This is a genomic window from Streptomyces sp. MAR4 CNX-425, assembly GCF_048656465.1.
Taxonomy (GTDB): domain Bacteria; phylum Actinomycetota; class Actinomycetes; order Streptomycetales; family Streptomycetaceae; genus Streptomyces.
The window spans coordinates 161,272-184,144 of the sequence record NZ_JBMDLF010000013.1 but is presented as its reverse complement, the minus strand read 5'-3'; the positions used below and the strand labels follow the sequence as shown (position 1 = coordinate 184,144).

The following is a 22,873-nucleotide window of genomic DNA, read 5'->3' as shown; positions in this document are numbered from 1 at the left end:
ATCGAGTCGCAACGCCGATGCGCTGATGAGCCTGTACGCGGCCGACCTGGTCTCGCGTGACGCGCTCACCCCCGCCGGGGTCGCGCTGGCCCGCCGCCTGATGGCCGCGGACCCGACCCTGCGCTGAACACCGGCACGACCGCCCCGCGGGGCGGTGGTCGGCTGCCTCTCCCGCCCGTCCGCGCACCTGCACTTGGTGGGGTGTGCGGACGGGCGGGGGTGCGGGGAGCCGGAATCCCGGTGTCCACACCGACTTTCGAGGGGGAACCTTCCCAGTCCCACCCCCATGTGCCGCGCGCTCCCGGAGGGCCATCTCCGGGAGCGCTGTCGGGCCGTCCTGCGTGAAAGGAAGTACGACCCATGGACAGTATGGCCGCGCCTGAAGTGGCCGGAACCGGTGACACGTCCGGCCGTGAGCCGACGCCGGCGGAGCTGGACGCGATCGAGACCGAGATGCCCGTCATCCACGCTGAAGTTGCGTTCCTGGACGCGCAGATCGCCGCCCTGGACCGGGTGCCGGGCGAGCTGGACCGCCGGCGCCTGCGCCGGGCCCGCCGCCGGGTCCTCACCGCTCGCCGTCAGCTGGCCAACCGCCGCACCACCGGCACGACGGGCGGTGCCGCATGAGTGCCCGTGACGCCCGTGAGTCGCGTCTTGCTGCCGCTCATGGGGAGGTGAAGGCGGAAATCGCCCGTGTCGACACCAAGACCAGCTTGCTGCTGGCGTTCATCGCCGCCGTCTTCGCGGGCGTGTGGACCGTCGGCAGCAGCGTGCCGCTGACCGCCCCGGCCCGGGTGCTGGGCGGTTCGGGTATCGGGCTGCTGGTGGTCGCCGTTGCGCTGCTGCTGCGGTCGGTGCGCCCGAACCTGCGCGGCGGGGGCGGCTTCCCGCTGTGGGCCACGCTCACCGCCGAGGAGATCCGCGCCACTCTCGGATGCGACCAGGCCGCGGAGGTTGCGGACCTGTCGCGGATCGCGGTGGGCAAGTTCACCGCGTTCGCCCGTGCTGTCGACCTGACCCGCACCGCCGCCGCGCTGCTGTTCGGTGCCGCGCTGGCCACGCTGGGCGGTGCGGCATGAGCGAGGCGCTGACGCTGGATGACTTGGCTGTGCCGCTGCGGGTGCTGCGGCTCCTGAGCGTGGACTTCGGGCACCTTCCTGTCCCTGATGTGCAGGTCTCCCCGATCTACCCGAACCGGCTGCGGCTGGCGTTCCACCACAGCCTTGCCGACTTCGAGGTGTGGCGTGAAGCGCTGGCCGTTGCTTCGGACGCCGTCGTCTACCGCGAGCAGAGCGGCGGCCGTACCCGCGTGCTGCGGGCGTTCGCCGACTACGCGGGCGCCGAGGTGGAGCTGACCGGCTTCGGCGACGTGCCCGCCCTGGTGGCGGTGGGAGGCGCCACATGAGCGCGCTCGTTTCTGCCGCTGCGGCGGCCGGGCCGGTCCTGACCGGCACCCACACGGCACCTGAGGGAGGTGGTGCGGCATGAACTTCTCCACGATGAGTCCGGGTCAGGTCCGGTCGGCTGAGCGCACGCTGTCGGTCGGCACGTGGGGCATCACGCTGGGCGCGATGCTGTTCTCCGTGCTGACGGTCACGCCGTTGGTTCGTGGTGTCGCCCCCCAGGGCTGGGAGTGGACCGCGCCGATTCTGCCGCTGGTGGTCGACGCGGCCGTGGTGATCGTGGTGCGGCTGGACTCCACCGTTGCGCGGCTGGGCGGGACGGCCGGCCGGTGGCCGGCGGTCCTGCGCTGGCTGACCGGGATCATGACCCTGGCGTTGAACATCGGGCATTCCGCTTTGCACGGCGATGCGGTGGGGGTGGCCGTTCACGCGGTCGCGCCCACGCTGCTCATCGTCACCGCCGAAGCCGGGCTTGCCTACCGCCGGGCGATCACCGCCGCGCTTGAACGCATCGAGCGTGAATACCGTGAACAACGCGAGCGTGAACGCATCGAACGCGAGCAGCGTGAACAGGCCGCGCGGCGCGAGCGTGAACAGCGTCAGGCCGACGCTGAACGGCGCGAGCGTGAACAGCGTGAGCACGCCGAGCGGCTGGAGCAGCAGCGCGCGGAGCGGGAAGCCGCACAGTGGCGTGAGCAGCGCGAGCATGAGGAGCGGCTGCGCCGTGAGGAACTGGACCGCCAAGAACGTGAGCGGGCCGAACAGCGCGCCTTTGAACTGGCACGTGAGGAACGCGAACGCGCCGAGCGCGAGCGCCGCGAACAGGTAGAGCATCAGCGGCGCGAGCGTGAACGCGTCGACCACGAACAGCGTGAACAACGCGAGCGTGAACAGAGCGAGCGACAGGCCCGTGAACGGGCTGAGGGTGCCGGGCGTGAACGCCTCGCCAAGCCGCACCAGAGGACCGCGCGCAAGCCGGTGAACACCACCGCGACGGCGAAAATGAACGAGGCCGAAGCGCTGGAAGCCGTACGCGCCGGGGCCGCTGCCGGGCATTCCGTCCGGCAGATCGCGCAGCACACCGGATGGTCGGTGGGCTGGATCAGCGCCCGCCTGCACGAAGCCCGTGACGAACCGGTGGCGTCCTGATGACCACCGCCTACGCCGAGTGCTACGACCCGACCGGCACCCGCTACGGCGTGCCGACGTACCCGTGGCGCCTGGCGCCCGAGGGTCTGGCGACCCGCCGGCAGCTCCGGGCCCGCGGGCTGCGGCCGGGCGGGCAGCCCATCGCCGCTCAGGTGATGCGGCTCGCCCGCCGCACCGGCGAACCGCGAGTGGCGTACCTGTACGAGGTCGCCAAGGCGGCGCCGGTGCGGCCGATGACGCTGGCGAAGTGGGCCGCGTTCGACGCCATGATGATCGCCCGCCGCACCTGCCCGCGCTGCCGGGTGGAGCGCTGGTACTGCATCCCGACCTCCCGCGGCATCTGCAACGACTGCGCCCACGCCACCCGGCAGGCCGCCTGAGGCGTGAAGCCAAGATCACGTGAGGGGTACAAGTCCTACCCCTCAACGAGGGGGTAGCTGTTGTACCCCTTGGCGCCCGGGACCGGCCGTACGGTCCAGTTCACGGGGCCCGGTGTTCAACCGACCAAAGCGATGCACCGGGCCCCGCTCATCCCTCCTGATCCGGAAGGACACTGCCAGTGAAGCATCCCGACGACGACCACGAACTCTTCACCCGCCTCGAAGCGGAGATGACGGCCGACTCCGCGGGCGAGGTAGTCGACCTCGACAAGGCCCGGTCCGCCCGCGACCGGTCGGCCGACTCGCCCACCCGACTCGACACCCCCGGGCCGGCCGACTTCGACACGACCGGGTCGGGTGCCGAGTCGGCCGACCCGACCGCCCGCCCGAACGTGGACGTGCCGACACCGAAGTCGGCCGGGCCCGGCTACCTCGGCCGGCTCCTGGGCGCCAAGCGACGCCCGGTCGTCCCGCCGTGGCTGCGCTCCACGGAGGAGCTGAAGACGGCCGCGTCCTGGGTGGCCCGGCACTACGCGCACGCCACCGGCTACCACGCGCTTCGCTCCCCGGTCTACGCCGCCCGGCTCACGCTGCAGGCGCCGGTCGGTGCCGCTCGGTTCGTCGGCGGCACGCTGCGGTGGATGGCCGACCGCGAGGGCGAGCCGGTCCGGCTCGCCGCCGTGCGCGCCGAGGACGCCGAGCGTTACCTCAAGCTCTCCCGGCAGCGCGACGGCCGCGTGCGGCTGCGCACCCTGGTCACGGTGCTGGCGCTGTTCGTCGGTGTGGGCTCGGCGCTGGCCATCTATGTACTTGCCCCCGGCTGGTTGCAGGCGCTCTCGGTGGGCGCGGTGACGCTGGCCCTGGGAGCGGCCGGCCGCAAGGCCGACGATCCCGTCATCCACCGCGCCGTGGAGCTGCCCAAGGCGACCAAGCTCACGTCCGACATCGTGCTGCGCGCGCTGGGCTCGCTCGGGATCTCCCCCATCAACCGGGCCCAAGCCGTCGGGCGCGACGGCTTCGAGTTCACCGCCCCCATCACCCGCGACGGGCCCGGCTGGCGCGCTGAGGGCAACCTGCCGCACGGTGTGACGGTCACCGACATCATCGAACGCCGCGAACGCCTGGCCTCCGGGCTGCGCCGCCCGCTCGGGTGCGTGTGGCCCGAAGCCGTGCCCGATGAGCACACCGGGCACCTGGTGCTGTGGGTCGGGGATCAGGACATGTCCAAGGCGAAGAAGCCCACCTGGCCGCTGGCCAAGTCCGGCACCGTGGATTTGTTCAAGCCCGTCGCCTACGGCACCGACCAGCGCGGACGCTGGGTGGAGGTGACGCTGATGTACATCGCGGGCGTCATCGGTGCCATTCCGCGCATGGGCAAGACGTTCCTGCTGCGCCTGCTGCTGCTGATCGCGGCCCTGGACCCGCGGGCGGAGCTGCACACCTACGACATGAAGGGCACCGGCGACCTCGACCCGGTCGGCGACGCCGTCTCCCACCGCCACGGTGCAGGCGACGACGACGAGACCCTCACCTACGTCCTGGCTGACCTGCGTGAACTGCGCGAGGAACTGCGGCGGCGCACCAAGGCGATCCGCTCGCTGCCGCGGGATGTCTGCCCCGAGTCGAAGGTGACCAGCGAACTCGCCTCCAAGCGGTCCCTGGGTCTGCACCCGATCGTGGTGGGGGTGGATGAGTGCCAGGTGCTTTTCGAGCACCCCGAGCACGGCAAGGAGTTCGAGGAGATCTGTACTGACCTGGTCAAACGCGGCCCCGCGACCGGCATCGTGCTGCTTCTCGCGACCCAGCGGCCGGACGCCAAGGCGCTGCCCACCGGCATCTCCGCGAACGCCAGCGCGCGGTGGTGCCTGAAGGTCATGGGCCAGCTGGAGAACGACATGGTGCTGGGCACCTCGGCGTACAAGCGCGGGGTGCGCGCGACCATGTTCACCTGGGGAGACAAGGGCATCCACTACTTCGTCGGCGAAGGCGCCGACGCCCGCATCGTCTCCAGCGCGTTCATCGACGCCCCCACCGCCGACGCCATCGCCGGCCGCGCCCGCGTCGGACGCGAACGCGCCGGCACCCTGTCCGGTCACGCGCTGGGGGAGGCCCCGGAGCCGACCGCACCGGCGTACGACCTGCTCGCCGACATCCTCGCCGTCGTCCCCGCCGGTGAGGCCAAGGTGTGGTCCGAGACCATCGTGACCCGCCTGGCCGAACTGCGCCCGGACGTCTATGACGGCTGGGAGCCTGAGACGCTGGCCGCCGCGCTCAAGCCGCGCGGAATCTCCACGATCCAGGTGGGCCGTCGCCAGGGCGGCAAGGTCGTCAACCGGCGCGGCATCGACCGCTCCCACATCACCACCGCGATTGCGGAGCGTGACGGAAACCGGGACGCGGGCTGAGGTTCGATCACAGCTAACGCTAGCGGGATACCCCGCTAGCGTTAGCAGCCGTCTTAGCGCCCCAAACCTCATCTGATCAGGTCGCTAGTGGCTAGCGGCCCACCTGCGACAACCCTGTGAAACCGCCCGGGAGGGCCCTTCATGACCCCTGCCCTACTCGCTATCACCTGCCTACTCGCCATCACCCTCGGTTACAGCGGCCTGTGTGCCGTCTCCCCGTTCGGAGCCTGCCGCAAGTGCCGCGGATTCGGCTACGCCGTGCGCACCAACCGCCGCGGGCGCCTCAAGCGCGGCCGGGCCTGCCGCCGCTGCCGCGCCACCGGCCGGCGCATACGCACCGGCCGCTGGCTCTACAACCGGTGGGCCCGCACCTACCGCGCCGGCACCGCTCCGGGGGCGGGGGGCACGCGATGAGCGTCAGCTTCTCCCTGGTGCTGCTCCTCGGTGTGGCCGTGCTCGCCGCGCTCAAGATGCGCTCGGTCACAGTCGGGGCCGCCGTCGTGGCCGCCCTGTTCGGCTTCTACCTCGCCGGCACCGACGCCGCCCCCACCGTCAACCAGCTTGTCGTCGCGCTCGCCGACGCCGCCCGCGACATCGGCACCTGACAGGAGGCCGCGCATGTCCGTTCCGCAGCCTGAACCGCGAGCCAAGGAGGGGCAGCGGCGCCGCGACGCCGACGAGCTGATCGCCGCCGTTGAGGAAGCGATCGCCGCCCGGCCGATGCGCTACCGGGACAACAGCCCCCTACCCGAGGTCGGCACCACTCCGCCGGTCACACAGCCCGGCCGGCCGCCGATGTCCCAGGCCGCCACCGACGCCTCCGGGCTGATGCTCGCCGGCGGCGTGTGCTCCCTCGGCGTCGGCGGCGCCGTGTCCCTCGTGCTGGTCGCGTCCGGCTACGCCGACCCGATGGTCGTCGGTCTCCTCTGCGCCACCCCGCCCGTCGCGCTGCTCTCCCTGCAAGGGCTGGTGAAGGCGCTCGGGAAGGCCGCGAAGGAGGCGGCCCCGACCGAGCACCACCACCACTACACGGGGCCCGTCGTACAGAAGCACAGCACGATCACCAACCACAACCGGTGGTGGGGACGCTCCACCACGGGCAACTGAGACCAGGAAGGCACCCCATGGTCTACGACGCATACGAGGACGAGTTCCCCGACTGCCCCACCTGCGAGTACGAGTACGACAGCGGCGAGGCGTACCCGCACTGCTGCGGGTGCGGCGCCGACGGCAGCAGCGAACGCCCCGACTGCACCTGCCCCTAGCCACGCCCGGGGCGACCGCCCCATCTCGCCAAAGACACGCGGTCGCCCCGGCCCCACCAGCCCGCTTCACGGACCTGTTGGAGGACTCCAGCATGACCCATGACCCCGCCCGGCCGCCGGACGGCGGCAACATCAGCCTGTGCACCGGCTCTGCCGCGCTCGACCTGGCCGTCGAAGCCGTCACCGGCGCGACGACGACCGTGGTCGGTGAGAGGGACCCGGCCGCGTCCCGGTTGTTGGCCGCGCGCCTGCCCCACGCTCGCAACCTGGGTGACATCACCGCGGTGGACTGGGCGGCGCTGGCCGCCGGGATGCCGCGGCCGGCGTCGCTGACGGCCGGTTTCCCCTGCCAGGACATTTCCAACGCCGGACCTCGGGGAGGGATCGCCGGTGACCGCTCCGGACTCTGGAAAACCATCGCGGCAGCCGTTCGCCATCTTCGACCCCGGCTCGTGTTCCTGGAGAACGTCGCCGCCATCCGAAGCCGCGGACTCGACGTCGTCGCCGCGGACCTGGCCGCGATCGGGTACGACGCGCGGTGGATGTGCCTACGAGCTTCCGACCCCGAAGTCGGAGCCTGCCACCGGCGCGACCGCTGGTTCGCCGTCGCGCATCCCGCTGCTGAAGACCCCGACCTCGCAGTTGGGCCGCAACGGCGGGCCGCAGCACCCGGACAAGCGCCGGGCGGGCGGGCACGGGCCGACACTGGAGGACGAAGTGGTCTTCTTGCTGCCCCCGCAGACGGCGGCCGGCTGACGCTGCTGCCCACCCCGGCCGCCGCCGACGGCACCGGCGGCCCCGGAACCTCCCCCAAACGCCGCGGGGGCATGAACCTGCGCACCGCCGTGACGCTGCTGCCGACCCCGGCGGCGCGGGACTGGAAGTCCGGTGCCTCCAACCTGCTGGGCACCAACTCCCGGCCGCTGAACGAGGTGGTTGTCAACCTGCTGCCCACCCCGAAGGCGTCGGACGGGCCGCACGGCGGGCCGAACCAGCGGGACGCGGCCGGCCGCTACTACCTGCCCGGCCAGGCCGTACGGCTGGACGGGCGGTGGGTGGCCACCAACGGCACCGACTACGGCCCCGCCATCCACCGCTGGGAGAGCGTCCTCGGATGGCTCGCCCCGGAGCCGACCGAACCCGGCGCCCGCGGCAACCGGCGCCTGGCGCCGACGTTCGTGGAATGGATGATGGGCGCCGATCCCGGCTGGGTCACCGGCACGGACCTCGGCCTGCCCCGCTCCGACCAGCTCAAGATCCTCGGCAACGGCGTCGTCATCCACCAGGCCGCGCACGCCTACCGCACGCTGCTGGCAGCCGAAGCCGCCCCCGCAACCGCAGACCCCGCCCCGGCCCAGCTCGCACTGGACATCGCCTGAACCCACCCGGGGCGACCGCCCCATCTCGCCAAAGACACGCGGTCGCCCCGGCCCCATCAGCCCGCTTCACGGACCTGTTGGAGGACTCCAGCATGACCCAACCCGACGACAACCCGCGAGTTCACCTCGCGACCGCCGTGCGGCTCGCCGCCGACGGCCTGCCCGTGCTGCCCCTACGCAAAGGCAAGGTCCCGGTCGGCAACTGCCGTGCCTGCGCCGGCAACGCCTGCGGTGGCCGGCCGAACATGAAGAACCCCGGCCCGTGCGCGTGCCCCGGGCCGTGCCACGGCTGGGCCACCGCCACCACCGACCCGCACGTCATCACCTCGCCCGCGTGGGCGCGGGCGTGGCGCAGCGCGGCGGCGGTGGCCTACCACCCCGGCGGCGCCGGGGTGACCATCGTCGACCTTGACACCCCCGCCGCCGTCACGTGGGCGCGCCGGACCCTGCCCGGCACGCGGACCGTGGCCAGCACGCGCGGAGAGCACTGGATCTACCGGGGCGCCATGCGGTCGGTGAACGCGGTGCGTGAGGGGGTCGACATCAAGTCCGCGATGTCCTACGCGCGGTGGCTCGGGCCCGGCACCGGCACCATGACCGCGCTGCCCGAAGCCGTCAGCGAGCTGGCCGCCAAGGAGCCGCCGCCGCCCCCCTCGGCGGCGGTCGCCGGCGCGGCGGCGCCGGGCGGGACGGGTCCGTGTCGGCACCGTACGCCCGCGTTCCTGGAGCGCGGGATCGCGATGGCTGTGCAGCGCATCACCGACGCGTCCAGCCGGGTGCATGCGACCGTGTACAGCACGTTCCTGGCCGTGCTGTCCGCGCACGGCCGCTGCGGCTGCCTCACCGACGTCCACGTCGCCCGGCTGTTCACCGCCGCGCAGGCCAAGGGCGAAACCGTCCGGCACTGCACCGACGCATGGACCAACGCCCGCACCCGGTTGGGACTCTAGCCATGTCCGAGGACGACAAGACCCCCGCACGCGCGATCATCACGGACTACGCGAGCGAGCACTTCCGGTACTTCCGCACCGCGGACGGCACCGTGTTCGCGCAGCGCAACGGCCACCCCGTGGCCCGCCCGATCCGCTCCCAGGGCACCTCGGGCAGCCACCGCCAGGAACTCATGGTCGGCCTGTTCCGCGACGGATACGGCTCGTTCAACGGCACCGCGCTCAAAGAGGCGCTGGACCTGATCGAAGCGCTGGCGATGAGCCAGGACGTCCAGCAAGTCCACATCCGGGTCGCGCCCGGCTTCGACGGCGCGACCTGGCTGGACCTGGGCCGCAACGACGGCAAGTCGGTCCGCATCCACCCCACCGGATGGGACATCCTCACCCCCGACCCGGCAGAGGCCTGCTGGCGCCGCACCCAGCTCACCGGCGAACTGCCGCTACCGGCCAAGGACACCGGCGGCAAGGGCATCGACCTGCTGCTGAGGCTGTGCAACTTCGCCACCGCCGAAACCGAGTGCCTGGCCGTGGCCTGGCTCATCGGCTGCCTGGAGCCGTCCGTGCCCGTGCCCGCCCCGTTCCTGACCGGCCCGCAGGGGGCGGGGAAGTCGACGGGCGGGCGGATGCTCGTGCGGATCATCGAGGGCATGAGCGCAGACCTGCGCCGCGCCCCGAAGGATGAGGAGAACCTGATCGCCGCGGTGGCCGCGGGATGGGTCACCGCGCTGGACAACCTCTCCCACGTGGCTCCGGACCTGTCCGACCTGATGTGCTGCATCGTCACCGGCGCCGAGACCATCAAACGCGCCCTGTACACCGATGGCGACGTCGTACGCGCCCGCTACCGCCGGCCGCTGCTGCTGACCGGCATCGACGTGGGCGTCATCCGGCCCGACCTCGCCGAACGGCTGCTCCCGCTGCGCCTCGAACGCCCCCGCACCCGACGCACCGAAGCGGAGCTGTGGGCGGAATTCGGCGAGGTTCTGCCCGTCGTCCTCGGCTCGCTCCTGGACCTGACGGTTCAGGTCCGCGCCGCCGAAGCCGACATCCCCACCGACCTGCGAATGGCCGACTTCGCGCACCTGTGCGCGCAGCTCGACGCCGCAACCGGGTGGGGAGCACTCAGCGCGTACCGGGCGAGCCTGGACGACCTCAACGACGACGTCATCGAGGGTGACCTCCTCGCACAGACCGTGCTGCAGCACGCCGCCGGCCTCGCACCGGGCGATGAGGAGCGGATGACCTCTGCCGAGTGGCTGCACTGCCTCACGCGCCTCTACGCGGGCGAGGAACTGCGTCCCCTGCCCAAGGGGTGGCCGACCACGGGAAAGGTCCTCTCCGACCGCCTCAAGCGCCTCCAGCCCACCCTCGCCGCCCGCGGCGTACTCATCGACTGGGGACGCATCAACAAGGCCCGCTACATCGAGATGACCCGCCCCGCCACACCGCCCCCACACCAGCAGGAGCAGATGCACTGACACGCGGCGCACAAGCAAGAAGAGCACCAGCCCCCGGGTGCTCTTCTTGTTCTTCGGCGGCTTGCCGCCGCCCGATGGACGCGCCGCGAAGCGGCTCCTTCTCTTCACGCTCTGACCAGAGCGCAACCCGTACAGACATCTCCCTCCCTCCTGTCCGAAGAGAGGAGCGCTGCGTCACCTGCGTCACCCGCGGGCCCAAAACGGCCCGTGCCCTGCCGCAACGGCGGTGACGCAGGACGGCGAAGCCTGCGTCACCCCGCGTCACCTGCGTCACCGATGACGCAGCGCCTGCGTCACCAGTGACGCAGCCCTCAACCCCCTGCGTCACTCAAAACCGCAGACCAGGGGGTATGAGTGACGCAGATGACGCAGTGACGCAGAAATCCGCACCTCGGACAGGAGTGCGCCCCGCCAAGGAGGTTGCACCCGCATGAGCAAGCCTGCCCCTGCTGATCAGCTCCTCTATACCGCAGAGGAAGCCGCTGACGTGCTCCGTATCGGCCGCTCGACCCTCTACGAGCTGATGGCGGCCGGCGTCGTGAAGTACATCAAGCTGGGCCGCTGCCGCCGCATCCGCCGCAGCGACCTGGAGAGCTACGTGGCGGGACTCTCGCCCGCCGCCTGAACACCGCACCGAACACGAGGTGGCCCCGGACCCCGGTCCGGGGCCGCCTCTCTGCATGGAGGAAGTGCATGAGCCCACGCAAGCCCAACATGGAGTCATCCGTCTATTTCGGCAGCGACGGATGGTGGCACGGCCGCGTCACCATGGGCGTTAAGGCCGACGGCAGCCCCGACCGCCGGCACCGCCGCGCCCGCACCGAGACGGGGGTGCTCCGCAAGGTCAAGGCCCTGGAAAAGCAGCGTGACAGCGGCCGGGCGCCGAAGGCCGGCCGGGTGCCCACCGTGGAGCAGTGGATGGAGACCTACCTCACTACCATCGCGAGCCTGAAGCTCCGGCCGCGTTCCCTGGACGACTACTGGTCCAAGACCCGCAACGACATCGTTCCCGGCGTCGGCAAGCACCGGCTCGACAAGCTGGCCCCTGAGCACCTGGAGAGGATGTATGCCACGATGCTCGCCGAGGGACACGCTCCCTCGCACGTGCTCAAGGTGCACCGCATCCTGTCCCGAGCGCTGAAGATCGCCCACCGCCGCCGCATCATCGCCGAGAACGTCGCCACGCTCGTTGATCCGCCCACCCAGGAGGAGACCGAGGCGAATCCCTTCACCCAGAAGGAGGCCAAGGCGTTCCTCGAAGCGGCGGCAAAGCGGCCCACGTTCATGCGGTGGGTCGTCGGGGTCGGGATGGGCTTCCGGCAGGGCGAGACCCTTGGGCTCCGCTGGGCCTACGTCGACCTCGACAACGAGCTGGTCCACCCGCAGTGGCAGCTTCAGCGGCTGACGTGGCGGCACGGCTGCAAGGACCCGCACGCCTGCGGCGCCCGGCTGCACCGCTTCGAGCCGTGCGCAGAGGACTGCAGGCGGCATAAGTCGTACACGCGTGGCTGTCCTAAGCCATGCCCGAAGGGCTGCACCCGGCACGCCAGCACGTGCCCGGAGCGCCAGGGCGGCGGACTCGCCTTCACCCGGCCTAAGACGAAGAAGAGCACAAACCCGGTGCCTATCCCGCCGCCGTTCATCCCGCATCTGCGTGAGCACAAGGCGCAGCAGGAGCAGGCGCGCGCCGCCGCAGGCGAGCTGTGGCAGGAGCACGACGTGCTGTTCGCACGGCCGGACGGGCGCCCGCTGGACCCGCGGGCCGACTGGGAAGAGTTCAAGGAGCTCCTCGCCGAAGCGGGCATCGATGACCGGCGCCTGTACGACGGCAGCCGCCACACCGCCGGCACGATCCTGAACGAGCTGGGGGTGGACATGCCCACCATCATGGAGATCCTTCGGCACACCCAGATCAGCCAGACGCGGCGGTACGTCAAGGGCCGATCTCACCTCTCGAAGGACGCCATGAAGCGGATGGGCAACACCTTCATGCCCAGTCCCGGGGCCACGTCTGAGACCAGGACTGAGACCAAGGACACCCGCGCCGCCCGCGCACGGCGCCGCCGACGCATCCGATAGCGCAAAACCCCAGCTCAGAGCACTTCTAAGCTGGGGTCGTCGGAGCCCCCTGTCGGATTCGAACCGACGACCTACGCTTTACAAGAGCGTTGCTCTGGCCAGCTGAGCTAAGGAGGCGCGCCCGTGCAGTGTAACCGGGGCGCCGGGGGGCACGGGATTGCGTTTTCGGGGCCTTCGGGGTGGTGACAAGCGGCCTGACCGGCAGGTACGGTCAGCGCCAGGTCCACAACGGTGGACTACACCACTCCTTTACTCGGATCGTCCGGCACGTTCCTGCCGGTGAAGGGAAACACCATGGCAACCGTTTCGTTCGACAAGGCCACCCGGACCTACCCGGGCTCCGACACCCCCGCGGTCAGCGAGCTGGAGATCGACATCGAGGACGGCGAGTTCCTCGTCCTGGTCGGCCCGTCCGGCTGCGGCAAGTCGACGTCCCTGCGCATGCTCGCCGGGCTGGAGGACGTCAACTCCGGCACCATCCACATCGGTGACCGCGACGTCACGCACTTGCCCCCGAAGGACCGGGACATCGCCATGGTGTTCCAGAACTACGCGCTGTACCCGCACATGACGGTCGCCGACAACATGGGCTTCGCGCTCAAGATCGCCGGCGTGCCGAAGGCGGAGATCCGGAAGAAGGTCGAGGACGCCGCCAAGATCCTCGACCTCACCGACTACCTGGGCCGCAAGCCGAAGGCGCTCTCCGGCGGTCAGCGGCAGCGCGTCGCGATGGGCCGGGCGATCGTCCGGGAGCCGCAGGTGTTCCTCATGGACGAGCCGCTGTCGAACCTCGACGCCAAGCTCCGCGTCCAGACCCGTACGCAGATCGCCGGCCTCCAGCGGCGCCTCGGCGTCACCACGGTGTACGTCACCCACGACCAGGTCGAGGCCATGACCATGGGCGACCGGGTGGCCGTCCTCAAGGACGGGCTGCTCCAGCAGGTCGCCACGCCGCGCGAGATGTACGACAAGCCGGCCAACCTCTTCGTCGCGGGCTTCATCGGCTCGCCGGCGATGAACCTCGTCGAGGTGCCGATCATCGACGGCGGCGTCAAGTTCGGCAACAGCGTCGTGCCCGTCAGCCGGGAGGCCCTGGCCGCCGCGTCCGACCAGGGCGACCGCACCGTCACCGTCGGCGTCCGCCCCGAGCACTTCGACCTGGCCAACGGCGACGCCCCCGCCGACAAGAGCCTGTCGAAGGATGCGGCCGGGACTCCGGCCGGTCTGCCCGTCACCGTCAACGTCGTCGAGGAGCTGGGCGCCGACGCCTACGTCTACGGCTCCGCGAACGTCGGCGGCGAGGAGAAGGACCTGGTCGTCCGCGTCTCGGGCCGCGCCGCGCCGGACAAGGGCTCGACGCTGCACATCGTCCCGCGGCCCGGCGAGACGCACGTGTTCGCCACGTCCTCCGGCGCGCGGCTCAGCGACTGACCCGCGCCGCCCGGCAGTTCGCACGGTTCGTACGCGACGGCGCCGCACCCTCCGCGGGGGGTGCGGCGCCGTCGCGCGTGCGCGTAACGGCAAGTGCGTCGGACAGTCCGCCCCTTCGTTCGACGCTCACGTCAACACGGAATTCGAATTTCCCGGCCAACCGCGCTCGTTAGGGTGACTCAATGTCGCCAAATCACTACCGATCGCTACGATCGCCCTCGTGAAACAGGCAGCGCGCCGTATCGGCAGAACCATCGCATTCGTCCTCCCCGTCGTACTCGTTCTGGCGGGTACGCTCGCGGTCGCCACCGTCCCCTGGGCGTCGTCCTCGGCCGACTCCCGGATGCTCAGCACCTCCGCGAAGAGTTCGGCGGCCAAGTCCGCCGCCCGCGCCCCGCAGGAGGTGCTGCGGGACCGCCTCGTCGACGAGTTGCGGCAGAGCGACCCGGGCACCGCGCTCACGCAGTTGCAGCGCGAGGTGCGCGCGCGGCCGTCGCTCGCGCGGCACTGCGCCGGCATCGCCCGCGCGCTCGGCGAGGCCGCGGTCGCCAAGTACGGGATCGCACGCGCGCAGTCGTACGCGCGCCCGGTGTGCGACACCGCCTTCGCCTCCGGGGTCGTCGCGGCCCAGTAGGCGCGTACGGGACGCCCGGTCGCCCCGTACCCGCGGCCGGTTGCTACCGGCCGGTTAGGGTGCGGGGTATGACCGGAGCCGCAGCACAACCCACTCAAGCCGTGGTCCTTGCCGGTGGGCAGGGGTCACGGCTTCGTCCGTACACGGACGACCGCCCGAAGCCGATGGTCGAGATCCCCGGCACCGGCGTGCCCATCATCGGGCACCAGCTGGCCTGGCTGGCGGCCGAGGGCGTCACGGACGCCGTGGTGTCCTGCGGGCACCTCGCCGAGGTGCTCCAGGAGTGGCTGGAGACCACGGAGCTGCCGCTGAAGGTGAGCTGCGTGGTCGAGAAGGAGCCGCTGGGGCGGGGCGGCGGGCTGAAGTTCGCGGCGGCGTCGCTGCCGCGGGCGGACGAGCCGTGGTACGCGACGAACGGCGACATCTGGACGCGGTTCTCGCTGCGCGCGATGGCCGCGTTCCACCAGGAGCGGGGCGCGGACGCGACGCTGGCGCTGGCGCGGCCGAACATGCCGTGGGGCGCGGTGGAGACGGACCAGTTCGGGCACGTCGTCGACTTCATCGAGGCGCCGCCGTCGCCGTATCTCATCAACGCGGGCGTCTACGTCTTCTCCGCCGCCTTCCGCGGCCTGCTGCCGGAGCGCGGCGACCACGAGCGGGCCACGTTCCCGCGGCTGGCGCGGCAGCGGCGGCTGGCCGGGTACCCGCTGCCGCAGGGGGCGTACTGGCGGGCGATCGACACGGCGAAGGACCTGACGGAGGCGGCCAAGGAGCTGGGCCGGGGCTGACGCGGAGCGGGGCCGGGGGGTGACCCCCGGCCCCGTACGCCTCCGCGCTTAGCCCAGCAACCCGCCCACCAGACCCGGCGGCTTCTCCTCGCCGCCCGTCGAACCGTCCGACGAGCCGCCGCCGTCGCCCGTGCTCCCGCCGTCCCCGCCCGGCTCCGCCGCGCCCGGGTCCGTCCCGGTGCCCGGCCCCGCGTCGGAGGGGGGCGGCGCCGGGTTCTCGGCGGACGAGGGCGGCGGCGCCTGGGAGGCGGGGGGCGCGGCCGGCTGCTGCTCCGGGGCGACGCTGCCCGACTCCGTCGCCGGGCCCGCCGACGCGGTGCCCGGCTCGGGGCCGGCGTCGGCGTCGGGCGACGCGCCGCCCGGCAGCCCGGTGCCGTCCCGCGACGGGGTCGCCGAGCCCGCGTCGCCGCCCTTGCCCTCGCCGCCGGGCGGGGTGGGCAGCGGGGTGCCCGGCAGGTGGTTGACGGGCGGCTCGTCGGGGCCCGGTACCCGTACGGTGCTCGACGACCGCACCGCCGCGCCCAGCATCGACCCCACCAGCAGCGCCAGCCCCACGATCACGGTGGCCAGCACCGTCCCGCGGCGCAGCACCCGGCGGCGCAGCTCCCACAGCTCCGAGCGCGGCCCCAGCGTCCGCCACGCCTCGCCGGCGAGGCGGGCGTCGAGGGAGTAGACGGGGGCGCCGGCGATCACGAGCGGGGACCAGGCGGCGAGGAACAGGGCGTCCGTCGCGTCGTACGCGGACGACGTCTGCCACGCCACCGTCACCAGCAGCCCGAGCGCGAGCAGCCCGCCGAGGGCCGCCGCGAGCCGCTGCCAGAGCCCGCAGATCGTCAGCACGCCGACGATGATCTGGAGGAACGCGACCGTCAGCCCGGCGCCCACGGGGTGCGCGAGGGCGAGGTCGTACAGCGGCCGGGCGATCAGCCAGGGGTCCATCCGGTCCAGCCAGCTGCGCATGGAGCCGCGTTCGCCGCCGTCGAAGAAGAGCGGGTCGCTGAGCTTGCCCATGCCGGCGTAGAGCGCGACGAGGCCGAGGACAATGCGCAGGGGGAGGAGGACGACGCCGAGGTTCATCCGGCGCCCGGGGTAGAAGGCGTGCCGGACGGGGTCGGCGCCGTGGCGCTGGGTACGGCCGCGGGGGCGGTCGGCGCCGGTGTCCGGGGCGGGGCCGTCCGGGCCGTCCGGGGCGGTGCCGTCCGGCGCCGGGCCGGGGTCGCCGGGGGCGGTGTACGGGTCGTACGGGGCGGCGGGCTCCGGGATCCGGGGGAGCACCCGGGTGGCGTCGCCGGCGCGCGGCAGCACCTGGGTCGCCTCGTCGACGCGGGGCAGCAGCTGCGTCGCGGTCGCGTCGGGGGCGCCCGCGGGGTGCCGGCCGGCGGCGTCGCCGCGGGGGACGGCTTGCAGCAGCCGGCCGGCGGCGGTGTCGTCGGCGCGGCCGGTCCACACGACGGGCGCCCGCCGCCGCGCCCCGCCGGCGGCGCCCGCGGCGGCCCCGGCGCCCACCAGGGCGGGCGTCAGCGCCCCGGGGCCGGTGCCGAGCCCGGCCCCGGCCCCGTACAGCGGCGCGCCTGCCGCGGCGAGCGACCGGTGGGACGAGGGCCCCAGCTGCACCCGGAAGCTGGGGCTGTCGACGTTGATCCGGGCGGGGTCGCTCGGGATCCGCACCATCGTCAGCCGGCCGGGGTCCTCGGTCTCCTGGGCGCGACCACCCGCGGGGGTGGGCGGAGTTCTGGTGTCCACACTCCACTAACCGAGTGACGCGGCGATTGGACACTGCCTGACACGGCCCTTTTGTGTCGGAGGCCCGTCAAACACACCGTTCGCGGGGGCTCGTAACGATTCGCCGCGCGCCGTCCCGCACGGCGCTCACGCCCGCCTGCGCGCCGCCTCGTACAGCACGACCCCGGCCGCGACCCCCGCGTTCAGCGACTCCGCGCCGCCCGGCATCGGGATCCGTACCCGCACGTCGCACGTCTCCCCCACCAGCCGCGACAGGCCCTTGCCCTCGCTGCCGACCACCAGGCACACCGGCCCGTCGAGCAGGTCCAGCTCCGGCAGCTCGACGTCCCCGTCGGCCGCGAGACCGACGACCATCACGCCGGCCTTCTGGTACGCCTCCAGCGCGCGCGTGAGGTTCGTCGCCCGCGCCACCGGCGTACGCGCCGCCGTCCCCGCCGACGTCTTCCACGCGCCCGCCGTCATCCCCGCGGCCCGCCGCTCCGGGATGACGACCCCGTGCCCGCCGAAGGCGGCGACGGAGCGGACGACGGCGCCCAGGTTCCGCGGGTCGGTGACCCCGTCGAGCGCGACGACCAGCGGGTCCGCGGCGTCCTCGGCGGCGGCGTCGAGCAGGTCCTCGGGGTGGGCGTACTCGTACGGCGGGACCTGGAGCACGAGCCCCTGGTGGTTCAGGCCGTCGGTCATCCGGTCCAGCTCGGGGCGGGGGGCCTCCATCAGGTGAACGTCGCCGCGGTCCCCGGCGAGTTGCAGCGCGGCGCGCACCCGGTCGTCGCTGTCGAGGTACTGCTGCACGTACAGCGTCGTGGCCGGCACGCCGTCGCGCAGCGCCTCGTACACCGAGTTGCGGCCGACGACCAGCTCGCTGCTGCCCCGGCCGCCGCGGCGGGCCGCCGGGCGGCCGGCGGCGGCCTTCTTCGCGCGCGCCCGTGCGGCGCGCTGCTTGGCGTGCCCGGGGCGCTGCTCGGCGGGCGGCGTGGGTCCCTTGCCCGCCAGGGAGCGGCGGCCCTTGCCGCCGCTGCCCTTGGTCGCGCCCTTCTTGCTCGCGGTTCTGCGGCCTCGGCGCTGGCTGTTCCCGGCCATGGGGGCTCCACCTGCTTCTGCGGTCGGTGTTTCGCTACGTCACGAGTGTGCCGCCCGGTCCGCCGGGCGGCACACTCAGGTCCTGTCAGGTCCGGCCCGGCCGGTCAGCCGAGCGTCCAGCGCGGGCCGTCGGGGGTGTCCTCGACGGCGAGGCCCGACTGCTGCAACTGGTCGCGGATGGCGTCCGCGGCGGCGTAGTCCTTGCGCGCCCGCGCCGCCTCGCGCTGCTCCAGCACCAGCCGTACGAGGGTGTCGACGGCCCCGTGCAGATCCGCGCCCCGGTCCGCGCCGCCGGCGCCGCCCGCGGCGCCCGTCCAGGGCTCGTCGAGGGGGTCGAGGCCGAGGACGCCGAGCATGGCCCGTACCTCGGCGAGGCGGGCGACGGCGGCTTCCTTGTCGTCGGCGGACAGGGCGGCGTTGCCCTGCCGGACGGTGGTGTGCACGACGGCGAGCGCCTGCGGCACCCCGAGGTCGTCGTCCATCGCCTCGGCAAAGGCGGGCGGCACGTCCGCGGCCGGGGCGACCGGCTCACCGGCCTTCTCGACCACCCGCTGCACGAAGCCCTCGATGCGCGCGAACGCGGCCTCGGCCTCGCGCAGGGCCTCCTCGCTGTACTCGATGGTGGAGCGGTAGTGCGGGGTGCCGAGGTAGTAGCGCAGGACGATGGGGCGCCAGCGCTTGACCATCTCGGAGACCAGCACGGAGTTGCCGAGGGACTTGGCCATCTTCTCGCCGGCGATGGTCACCCAGGCGTTGTGCAGCCAGTAGTCCGCGAAGCCGTCGCCGAAGGTCTTCGACTGGGCGATCTCGTTCTCGTGGTGCGGGAAGACGAGGTCGATGCCGCCGCCGTGGATGTCGAAGCGGGAGCCCAGGTACTTGTGGGCCATCGCCGAGCACTCCAGGTGCCAGCCGGGGCGGCCGCGGCCCCAGGGGGTCTCCCAGGACGGCTCGCCCGGCTTGGCGGCCTTCCACATGGCGAAGTCCCGCGGGTCGCGCTTGCCGGTCTCGCCCTCGCCCTCGGGCTGGCGGAGGTTGTCCAGGTCCTGGTTGGACAGGGCGAGGTAGTCCGGGTACGAGCGGACGTCGAAGTAGACGTTGCCGTCGCAGGCGTAGGCGTGGCCGGAGTCGATGAGCGCGCGCATCATCTCGATCATCTCGGGCACGTGGCCGGTGGCGCGCGGCTCGTACGTCGGCGGGAGGCAGCCGAGGGCCTCGTAGCCGGCGGTGAAGGCGCGCTCGTTCTCGTACCCGATGGCCCACCAGGGGCGGCCCTGGTCGGCGGACTTGGCGATGATCTTGTCTTCGATGTCGGTGACGTTGCGGATGAACGTCACGTCGTAGCCGCGGTGGAGCAGCCAGCGGCGCAGGATGTCGAAGTTGAGGCCGGAGCGGATGTGCCCGATGTGCGGGGGGGCCTGCACGGTGGCGCCGCACAGGTAGATCGAGACGCAGCCCGGGGTGATCGGGGTGAAGTCACGGATCTGCCGGGCGCTGGTGTCGTACAGGCGAATGGTCACCCCTCAAGGGTAGTAGGACCCGGACCCCCCGCGGGCCCCGGTCCGCCTTCCCCGCACACCCGCCCCAGGGTAGGCCCGCCCGCCGACACCGGGCCCGTACGCCGCCAGGCCCGCGCCCCGCGCCCCTGCACGCCCCCCGCGCGGGGGGGGCGCTCAGTGCAGGTCGCCCTGGCCCGACACCTTCTCCGGCGTCACGCGCACCACCACCCGCGTGCCGTCGTCGCGCCGCCCCCCGCTGAAGGTGTCGTAGTCCTTGCCGGTGTACTTCACGGACAGCTCGTCGATCAGCTCCACGGCGCCCTCGGTGGTGATGCTCGCCCTGCCGCGCACCTGGGCGTAGTTGTACGGGGCCGCCGGGTTGACCACGACGACGCTGACCCGCGGGTCGCGGCTCAGGTTGCGGGCCTTGACCCGCTCGGCGGTCGTGGAGAAGAGCAGGTCGTCGCCGTCGCGCTTCACCCACACGGGCGACGCCTGCGGGGCGCCGTCGGGCTGCGCGGTGGCGACGGTGATGAAGACCTGGCCGTCGAGGACCTTCTTGAGGTTGTCGGAGAGGGTGACAGACACGAGGGACTCCTCCGCTTTCGCACGGGTGGGAACTACCTGCGTACCCAACAACGCACGCGCGCCGGACCTTCCGCGCGGCGGCGGCGGATCCGCGTCACCCGGTCGGCGGCAGGACGAGCGCCGTGGCGACGGCCGCCAGGCCCTCCCCGCGCCCGGTGAGGCCGAGGCCGTCGGTGGTCGTGCCCGAGACCGACACCGGCGCTCCGGCGGCCGCCGAGAGCGCCTCCTGCGCCTCCGCGCGCCGCTTGCCGATCTTCGGCCGGACGCCGATCACCTGGATCGCGACGTTGCCGACCTGGAAGCCCGCCGCGCGCACGATACGGGCCGCCTCCCCGAGCAGCGCCACGCCCGCGGCGCCGGACCACTCGGGCCGGCCGGTGCCGAAGTGCGCGCCGAGGTCGCCGAGGCCGGCGGCGGAGAAGAGCGCGTCGCAGGCGGCGTGGGCGGCGACGTCGCCGTCGGAGTGCCCGTCGAGGCCGTGGCTCTCGCCCTCCCAGAGCAGCCCGGCGCACCACAGCTCGCGCCCCTCGGCGAAGGCGTGCACGTCGGTGCCGACGCCGACGCGCGGCAGCACGGCGTACGCCCCGGGCGCACCCGGCACCCCGGCCGCCCCGCCCGCCTGATCCGGCTCAGAAGGCATCCGTCGCCCTCCTCCGCGCCAGCACGGCCTCGGCCAGCACCATGTCCAGCGGCCGCGTCACCTTGAACGCCTCCTCGTGCCCCGGTACGAGCACGACCTCGACGCCCAGCCGCTCGACCATCCCGGCGTCGTCCGTGGCGCCCTCGCCGGCCGCGGGCACCTTCTCGTGGGCCTCCGTCAGCACCCGGCGGTCGAAGCCCTGCGGGGTCTGCACGGCGCGCAGCGCGGCCCGCTCGGGCGTGGCGACGACCGGCTCCGGGCCGCCCGGCTCGCCGCCGGGCTCGACCTGCTTGACGGTGTCGGTGACGGGCAGCGCCGGTACGACGGCGGGCGCCCCGGCCCGTACCGCGGCGGCGACGGCCTCCACCGTGTCGACCGGGACCAGCGGGCGGGCGGCGTCGTGCACGAGCACGACGCCGACGTCCTCGGGGAGCGCGGCCAGGCCCAGGCGTACGGAGTCCTGGCGGGTGTCGCCGCCGGAGACGACGACGACCTCGGTCGAGTCGTCGGCGAGGTGTTCCAGGTGGTCGTCGAGCAGCGTGCGCACCTGCGCCGCCTCGCCGGGCGGGCCGACGACGACGACCAGGGAGACCGCGCGGGCCCGGGCCAGGGCGCGTACGGCGTGGACGAGCATCGGCGTGCCGCCGAGGGCGCGCAGCGCCTTGGGCGCGCCGGGGCCGAGCCGCACGCCGCGGCCGGCGGCGGGGATCACCGCGGCGCAGCGGAGCGGAGCGGACGGGTCCGAGTGGCCGGGCCGGGTCCGCACGGACGCGGCGGGCGAGTCGGACGGGCCTGACGGAGTCATTGCGGTGTTCAGGTTTGTGTCCTCGGACGAGATGGGTATGGCCAAAACGTGCCGGGCACGACGCTTCGTGCCCCCACCGCGGAGCTCGCTGTCGACCCCCTTCCGTGACGCACTTGGTCGAAGCAGCTGCCCGGGCCCGGTGCGGGATGTCCACAGGAAAGCGGGACAGCCGCCGGCCCGGAGCGCCGCACGCGAGCATACGCACGCGCGGCGCGGGAGCCTACGGCTGCCCCCCGTGAAACGGCACGCTTCCAGGCCGTCGGAACGCACGCGAAAGGACGAGCGGGGACAAACGGACGGACCATGAGGACGTGACCGGGCGGCATCCCGGGCGGTCGGCGAGCGCGGCCGGGCCTTTCCGCCGTACGGCACGGACAGCAGGCTGCGCGGACGACGAAGACAGCGTGGTCAGCACGGTCAGCGACGTCGGCACGGCCGGCTGCGGACGGCACGGACCGATGCGGAAAGCTCGGCTCGGCGAAGCCCCGCTCAGCCGTGCAGTCAGCCCTTCAGGACGCCAGCACCTCGTCGAGCAGCGCCTCCGCCTTGTCCTCGTTCGTGCTTTCGCACAGCGCCAGCTCGCTCACCAGGATCTGGCGGGCCTTGGCGAGCATCCGCTTCTCCCCTGCGGAGAGACCGCGCTCGCGCTCCCGGCGCCACAGGTCCCGGACGACCTCCGCGACCTTGATCACGTCACCCGAGGCGAGTTTCTCCAGGTTTGCCTTGTACCGCCGCGACCAGTTGGTGGGCTCTTCGGCATACGGCGCACGCAGCACCTCGAAGACCCGCTCCAGCCCGTCCTGGCCTACCACATCGCGCACCCCGACGAACTCGGCATTGTCCGCCGGCACGCGCACCGTCAAGTCGCCCTGCGCGACTTTCAGCACCAAGTAGGTCTTGTCCACACCTTTGATCTGGCGAGTTTCGATGGCCTCGATCAGCGCGGCCCCATGATGGGGATAGACCACGGTGTCGCCAACCTTGAACGTCATGTGACAGGTACCCCTTCCGTGGCTATCCAGGGTAACACGGGACAGGCCGCTTCTGAATGGCGTTTTCGCAGGTCAGGGCCCGTCTCGGGGCTTGACAAGCGACCCTGGAACGTGCTTCGCCCCGCGCCGGAATCATGGTTTCCGCAGGTGGGATGGCGTCTGCCGGAAGCCTGAAACGCGACGGCCAC

At 72.7% G+C, this 22,873-nt stretch carries 25 protein-coding genes and 1 tRNA gene; 18 read left to right on the top strand and 8 right to left on the bottom strand.

The features are described from left to right. Positions 1-360: 360 nt before the first annotated feature. The 15 genes from ACHZ99_RS30050 to ACHZ99_RS29980 all read left to right on the top strand — a co-directional run bounded on the left by ACHZ99_RS30050 (position 361) and on the right by ACHZ99_RS29980 (position 12,488). A complete protein-coding gene (locus tag ACHZ99_RS30050; protein WP_420307967.1) occupies positions 361-627 on the top strand; it encodes a DUF6284 family protein in 267 nt (88 codons plus the stop codon). Next, positions 624-1,079, top strand: a complete 456-nt coding sequence (locus tag ACHZ99_RS30045) for a Pycsar system effector family protein (RefSeq protein WP_420307966.1) — start codon at positions 624-626, stop codon at positions 1,077-1,079. The genes ACHZ99_RS30050 and ACHZ99_RS30045 overlap by 4 nt, the downstream gene beginning before the upstream one ends. Next, positions 1,076-1,405 (top strand): hypothetical protein, encoded by a 330-nt coding sequence (locus ACHZ99_RS30040; protein WP_420307965.1) that lies wholly within the window; start codon positions 1,076-1,078, stop codon positions 1,403-1,405. The genes ACHZ99_RS30045 and ACHZ99_RS30040 overlap by 4 nt, the downstream gene beginning before the upstream one ends. 79 nt (positions 1,406-1,484) lie before the next feature. Further along, entirely contained in the window at positions 1,485-2,552 is a 1,068-nt protein-coding gene (locus ACHZ99_RS30035; RefSeq protein ID WP_420307964.1) for a hypothetical protein, read from the top strand. After that, entirely contained in the window at positions 2,552-2,932 is a 381-nt protein-coding gene (locus ACHZ99_RS30030; RefSeq protein WP_420307963.1) for an RRQRL motif-containing zinc-binding protein, read from the top strand. Before ACHZ99_RS30035 ends, ACHZ99_RS30030 begins: the two co-directional genes overlap by 1 nt. 179 nt (positions 2,933-3,111) lie before the next feature. Continuing rightward, on the top strand, positions 3,112-5,337 hold the full coding sequence (locus tag ACHZ99_RS30025) for a cell division protein FtsK (RefSeq protein ID WP_420307962.1): 2,226 nt from the start codon (positions 3,112-3,114) through the stop codon (positions 5,335-5,337). A gap of 141 nt (positions 5,338-5,478) precedes the next feature. Beyond that, on the top strand, positions 5,479-5,751 hold the full coding sequence (locus tag ACHZ99_RS30020) for a hypothetical protein (protein WP_420307961.1): 273 nt from the start codon (positions 5,479-5,481) through the stop codon (positions 5,749-5,751). After that, complete coding sequence (locus ACHZ99_RS30015; protein WP_420307960.1) at positions 5,748-5,942, top strand: hypothetical protein; 195 nt, start codon at positions 5,748-5,750, stop codon at positions 5,940-5,942. Before ACHZ99_RS30020 ends, ACHZ99_RS30015 begins: the two co-directional genes overlap by 4 nt. A 13-nt stretch (positions 5,943-5,955) precedes the next feature. After that, on the top strand, positions 5,956-6,444 hold the full coding sequence (locus ACHZ99_RS30010) for a hypothetical protein (RefSeq protein ID WP_420307959.1): 489 nt from the start codon (positions 5,956-5,958) through the stop codon (positions 6,442-6,444). A 17-nt stretch (positions 6,445-6,461) separates the two neighbouring features. Further along, complete coding sequence (locus tag ACHZ99_RS30005) at positions 6,462-6,602, top strand: hypothetical protein (RefSeq protein ID WP_420307958.1); 141 nt, start codon at positions 6,462-6,464, stop codon at positions 6,600-6,602. A gap of 92 nt (positions 6,603-6,694) precedes the next feature. Next, positions 6,695-7,981 (top strand): DNA cytosine methyltransferase, encoded by a 1,287-nt coding sequence (locus tag ACHZ99_RS30000; protein WP_420307957.1) that lies wholly within the window; start codon positions 6,695-6,697, stop codon positions 7,979-7,981. Positions 7,982-8,073: 92 nt separating this feature from the next. Next, positions 8,074-8,931, top strand: a complete 858-nt coding sequence (locus tag ACHZ99_RS29995) for a DNA primase (RefSeq protein WP_420307956.1) — start codon at positions 8,074-8,076, stop codon at positions 8,929-8,931. Positions 8,932-8,933: 2 nt separating this feature from the next. Further along, positions 8,934-10,409 carry an ATP-binding protein gene (locus ACHZ99_RS29990; protein WP_420307955.1) on the top strand — a complete coding sequence of 492 codons (1,476 nt, stop codon included), beginning with the start codon at positions 8,934-8,936 and terminating at the stop codon, positions 10,407-10,409. A gap of 430 nt (positions 10,410-10,839) precedes the next feature. Next, positions 10,840-11,034 carry a helix-turn-helix domain-containing protein gene (locus ACHZ99_RS29985; protein WP_420307954.1) on the top strand — a complete coding sequence of 65 codons (195 nt, stop codon included), beginning with the start codon at positions 10,840-10,842 and terminating at the stop codon, positions 11,032-11,034. A 68-nt stretch (positions 11,035-11,102) separates the two neighbouring features. After that, on the top strand, positions 11,103-12,488 hold the full coding sequence (locus ACHZ99_RS29980) for a tyrosine-type recombinase/integrase (RefSeq protein WP_420307953.1): 1,386 nt from the start codon (positions 11,103-11,105) through the stop codon (positions 12,486-12,488). A 43-nt stretch (positions 12,489-12,531) separates the two neighbouring features. Here ACHZ99_RS29980 and ACHZ99_RS29975 read toward each other — a convergent pair. Continuing rightward, positions 12,532-12,605: transfer RNA gene (locus ACHZ99_RS29975), tRNA-Thr, on the bottom strand. A 177-nt stretch (positions 12,606-12,782) separates the two neighbouring features. Here ACHZ99_RS29975 and ACHZ99_RS29970 point away from each other — a divergent pair. From ACHZ99_RS29970 to ACHZ99_RS29960, 3 genes are all read left to right on the top strand, one after another. After that, positions 12,783-13,919, top strand: coding sequence for an ABC transporter ATP-binding protein (locus tag ACHZ99_RS29970; RefSeq protein ID WP_420307952.1), 1,137 nt, complete (start codon positions 12,783-12,785; stop codon positions 13,917-13,919). 220 nt (positions 13,920-14,139) lie between these two features. Next, complete coding sequence (locus ACHZ99_RS29965) at positions 14,140-14,553, top strand: hypothetical protein (RefSeq protein WP_420307951.1); 414 nt, start codon at positions 14,140-14,142, stop codon at positions 14,551-14,553. A gap of 68 nt (positions 14,554-14,621) precedes the next feature. Next, complete coding sequence (locus tag ACHZ99_RS29960) at positions 14,622-15,341, top strand: nucleotidyltransferase family protein (protein WP_420307950.1); 720 nt, start codon at positions 14,622-14,624, stop codon at positions 15,339-15,341. Between the two features lie 48 nt (positions 15,342-15,389). Here ACHZ99_RS29960 and ACHZ99_RS29955 read toward each other — a convergent pair whose 3' ends face one another. The 7 genes from ACHZ99_RS29955 to ACHZ99_RS29925 form a co-directional block, all read right to left on the bottom strand. Further along, the gene (locus ACHZ99_RS29955) at positions 15,390-17,012 is read right to left on the bottom strand and encodes a DoxX family membrane protein (RefSeq protein WP_420308032.1); all 1,623 of its coding nucleotides are present in this window, start codon (positions 17,010-17,012) and stop codon (positions 15,390-15,392) included. A 198-nt stretch (positions 17,013-17,210) separates the two neighbouring features. After that, positions 17,211-18,164, bottom strand: coding sequence for a 23S rRNA (guanosine(2251)-2'-O)-methyltransferase RlmB (gene rlmB, locus ACHZ99_RS29950; RefSeq protein ID WP_420307949.1), 954 nt, complete (start codon positions 18,162-18,164; stop codon positions 17,211-17,213). 104 nt (positions 18,165-18,268) lie between these two features. Beyond that, positions 18,269-19,681 (bottom strand): cysteine--tRNA ligase, encoded by a 1,413-nt coding sequence (gene cysS / locus ACHZ99_RS29945; protein ID WP_420307948.1) that lies wholly within the window; start codon positions 19,679-19,681, stop codon positions 18,269-18,271. 153 nt (positions 19,682-19,834) lie between these two features. Further along, complete coding sequence (locus ACHZ99_RS29940) at positions 19,835-20,248, bottom strand: PPOX class F420-dependent oxidoreductase (protein ID WP_420307947.1); 414 nt, start codon at positions 20,246-20,248, stop codon at positions 19,835-19,837. Between the two features lie 94 nt (positions 20,249-20,342). Beyond that, entirely contained in the window at positions 20,343-20,888 is a 546-nt protein-coding gene (ispF, locus tag ACHZ99_RS29935) for a 2-C-methyl-D-erythritol 2,4-cyclodiphosphate synthase (protein ID WP_420307946.1), read from the bottom strand. Then, positions 20,878-21,693 (bottom strand): 2-C-methyl-D-erythritol 4-phosphate cytidylyltransferase, encoded by an 816-nt coding sequence (ispD, locus tag ACHZ99_RS29930; protein ID WP_420307945.1) that lies wholly within the window; start codon positions 21,691-21,693, stop codon positions 20,878-20,880. Before ispD ends, ispF begins: the two co-directional genes overlap by 11 nt. A 509-nt stretch (positions 21,694-22,202) precedes the next feature. Beyond that, on the bottom strand, positions 22,203-22,685 hold the full coding sequence (locus ACHZ99_RS29925; RefSeq protein ID WP_165238457.1) for a CarD family transcriptional regulator: 483 nt from the start codon (positions 22,683-22,685) through the stop codon (positions 22,203-22,205). Between the last annotated feature and the right edge of the window lie 188 nt (positions 22,686-22,873).